The organism is Thermodesulfobacteriota bacterium (assembly GCA_040756475.1).
Classification (GTDB): Bacteria; Desulfobacterota; Deferrisomatia; order Deferrisomatales; family JACRMM01; genus JBFLZB01.
The window spans coordinates 1-3,223 of the sequence record JBFLZB010000310.1 but is presented as its reverse complement, the minus strand read 5'-3'; the positions used below and the strand labels follow the sequence as shown (position 1 = coordinate 3,223).

Sequence of the window (3,223 nt, the reverse complement as noted above, 5' to 3'; positions counted from 1 at the left end):
GGCTCCCGGGCGGGCGCGGCCCCGCCCCCGTCCCCGTGGAGCACCCCCAGGGTCACCTGGGCCATGCCCACGAAGGTCGCCCCCAGCAGCGCCAGATACGCCACCGCAATCCAGGGGGTGGCCAGGGCCGCCCGGAAGATCGCGAGCTCGCTCCAGAAGAGCCCGAAGGGCGGCGAGCCGGCGATGGCGAGGAAACCTGCCGCAAAGAGCGCGCCCGTCCAGGGGGCGCTCCGGGCGACTCCGCTCAGGGATTCCACCGACCGCGTGCCGCACAGCACGAGCACGTTGCCCGCCGCGAAGAAGAGCACCGTCTTCACCAGGCTGTGGTTCACCGCGTGGAGGAGCGCCCCGTAGGTCCCGATCCCCCCCAGGCCCACCCCCAGGGCAAGCACCCCGTAGTTCTCGATACTGGAGTATGCGAGCAGGCGCTTGAGGTCGCGCTGGCGCATCACGAAGGCGGCTGCCACCATCAGGCTCGCCAGGCCCAGGGCGAGCAGCAGTCCCCGGGCGAAGCCCCCCTGCCCCGCCGCGTCGAGCACGGGCAGGGCCCGGAGCGCCGCCAGGAAGGCCACGTTGGAGAGGGCCCCGGAGAGCACGGCAGAGGCCGGCGAGGGCGCCTCGGCGTACGCGTCGGGGAGCCACATGTGCACGGGCGCCAGGCCCATCTTGGTGCCGTACCCCACGAGCAGGAGCACGAAGGCCGCCCGGAGCCAGGGCGCCGGAATCCCGGGGGCCGCCGCCACGAGCGCGGTCACGGTGAGCTCCCCGGCGGGGCTCGGGGCGGTCACCCCACCGATCCCGAGAAAGAACGTCCCGAGCAGCGCCAGCGCCACCCCTACCGAGCACAGGACCAGGTACTTCCAGGTGGCCTCCAGCTTGGCCGGGGTCACCCGGTGCGCGATGAGGGGCGCGCTGGCCAGGGTGGAGGCCTCCACCGCCACCCACAAGACCCCGTAGTGGCGGGTGCAGGCCGCGAGCGACATGGCCCCCAGGAGCGCCAGCGAGCACCCCACGTAGGTCCGGGTGGTGCGCAGGCCCTTTCCGGCGAGGTAGCCTGGGGTGTAGAGGGCGGTGAGGGCGAACACGGCGCTCACCAGGGTGAGAACCAGGAGCCCCAGGTCGTCCACCACCAGCACCTCCCCCCCTACCGCCTCCGGGCGGTGGCCCCAGAAGCTCGCGGTGACGGCCAGGTGGGCCAGGGCCGCCCCCGCCAGCACGGCCAGCCTTCCCCGCTCCCGGGGAAGGGCAAGCCCGAGCAGGGCGGCCGCAAACGGCAGGGCGAGGAAGCCGGGCAGCATCGGCCGTCAGTCCTTGAGGGCCACGAGGTTGTGGGTGTCCATGTGGTCGAACGTCCGCTGGATGCGGTAGGCGAAGATCCCCATGATGAGCACCCCGGCGAAGACGTCCAGGAGGATTCCCGCCTCCACCATGAGGGGCATCTCGTGATGGAGCAGCAGGCCCACCAGGAAGATCCCGTTCTCCACCATCAGGTACCCCACCACCTGGGTGACCGCCTTGGTGCGGCCCACCAGCACCAGGAGCCCGAGGAACAGGGTGGCCAGCCCTCCCGCGGGGAGCAGCCGCTGGGCCGGCTCCAGGTGCAGCCCCAGGCGCCCCGCCCCCCAGAACGCCAGGCCTGTGAGGAGCGCCCCCAGCAGCAGGCTCGGGCCGAACCCCACCAGGGGCTCCACCTCGCGGCGGATCGACGCCGTCCGGATGGCGCGCCACAGGAGCCAGGGAATGAGGCCCGACTTGAAGCCCAAGGATGCCCCCGCCAGGAGCAGGGTCCGCCCCAGTTCCGCCCCGTGAGCGCCTCCCCGGGCCGCCAGCAGGAGCAAGGGAAGCGCCGCCAGCGCCGCCCCCTGGAGGGCCACCGCCCGCAGACACGCCAGCAGCCGCGAGCTCGCCAGCACCCAGAACGAGGTCAGCACCGCCGCCATCACACAACCCGAGATCCAAGTCTCCAAGGGATTACCTCACGCAAACGTCAGCGCCAGACCCAGGGCCGGAAAGGCGATGGCGGCAGCGAGGTACACCGGCACGCGGCTCAGGCGAAGCCTCGCCATGGCCGACTCCGCGATTCCCACGGCCGCCGAAAGGGCTACGAGCCCGGCCGCCACGGCCGCCAGGCCCCCCCACCAGGGGAGCCCCCGGGCCGGTCCGGGCAGGAGCAGGTTCACCAGGAGCGCGCCCAGCACCAGGAACTTCACCGACGCCCCGTAGAGGATGAAGCCGAAGTCCGGGCCCGAGTGGTCCAGCACCATGACCTCGTGGATCATGGTGAGCTCCAGGTGGGTGGTGGGGTCGTCCACCGGGATGCGGCAGTTCTCGGCCAGGAAGACGAGGAAGAGGCTCGCCGCCACCAGGCCCAGGGCCAGCCCCTGCCCGCTCCACGCGGGGCCCAGGGCAGGGGCGAGGCTCAGCTCCCCCGTGGCCCGCAGGAGGACGCCCAACCCCAGGAGGAGCGCCGGCTCGGCCAGTGCGGAAAACGTCACCTCACGGCTCGCCCCCATGCCCTCGAAGGCCGAGCCCGTGTCCAGCGCCGCGAGCGCCGTGAGAAAGCGCCCCAGGGCCAGGGCGTAGAGGAACACCACGAAGTCCCCCCGGAAGGCCAGGGGGGCCGTCCCCGGCACCAGCGGCACCAGGAGCCCCGCGAGGAGCACCGAGGCAACCCCCGCCGCCGGTCCCAGCCGGAAGGGAGCCCCCGCGGTGGGGCTGAAGGTCGCCCCCTTGCGCAGGAGCCGGGCGAGATCCCGGTAGGGCTGGAGGAGACCCGGTCCCCGGCGTCCGGAGAACCAGGACTTGGTGCGCGTCACCACCCCCATAAGGAACGGGGGCAGAAGGAGCAGAAGGGCCAGGTGGGCGGCGGTCTCGAGGAAGGACACCGCGTCACACCGGGATCAAGGCCCAGGCCAGCAGCGCCACCAGGGCCAGGAGGAGGAAGAGGAGGTAGGACTGGAGCCGGCCCCCTTGCAGGAAGCGCAGGCGGCCCAGCGCGCTCGCCGCCCCGGCGAAAGCCGGGCGCCAGAGGAGCGTTTCCGCCGCATCGCCTCCCCGGCTCTCGTAGCGGCCGCCGTGGGGAAAGAACCCTTGGGGAGCTTCCAGGGCGGCCTCGTCCCGCAGCACGCACTGGAAGACCTCCCGGGCCGGAGCGGCAAAGGAGCTCCCGGTGTACTGCATCCGGGCCGTGGGGGCGGCGTAGCCGCAGTCCCAGGTGGGAGAG

Annotated in this window: 4 protein-coding genes; all 4 read right to left on the bottom strand. The window is 72.9% G+C overall.

Annotation, left to right across the window (positions count from 1 at the left end; all coding sequences use genetic code 11):
• On the bottom strand, positions 1-1,298 hold a 1,298-nt coding region (locus AB1578_22985), incomplete at its 3' end, for a proton-conducting transporter membrane subunit (protein MEW6490764.1).
• A gap of 6 nt (positions 1,299-1,304) precedes the next feature.
• Positions 1,305-1,967, bottom strand: coding sequence for a hydrogenase (locus tag AB1578_22980; protein MEW6490763.1), 663 nt, complete (start codon positions 1,965-1,967; stop codon positions 1,305-1,307).
• Positions 1,968-1,976: 9 nt separating this feature from the next.
• Positions 1,977-2,885: an NADH-quinone oxidoreductase subunit H gene (locus AB1578_22975; GenBank protein ID MEW6490762.1), complete on the bottom strand. Its 909-nt coding sequence runs from the start codon at positions 2,883-2,885 to the stop codon at positions 1,977-1,979.
• 4 nt (positions 2,886-2,889) lie between these two features.
• Positions 2,890-3,223: hypothetical protein (locus tag AB1578_22970; GenBank protein MEW6490761.1), on the bottom strand; the 334-nt coding region annotated here is incomplete at its 5' end.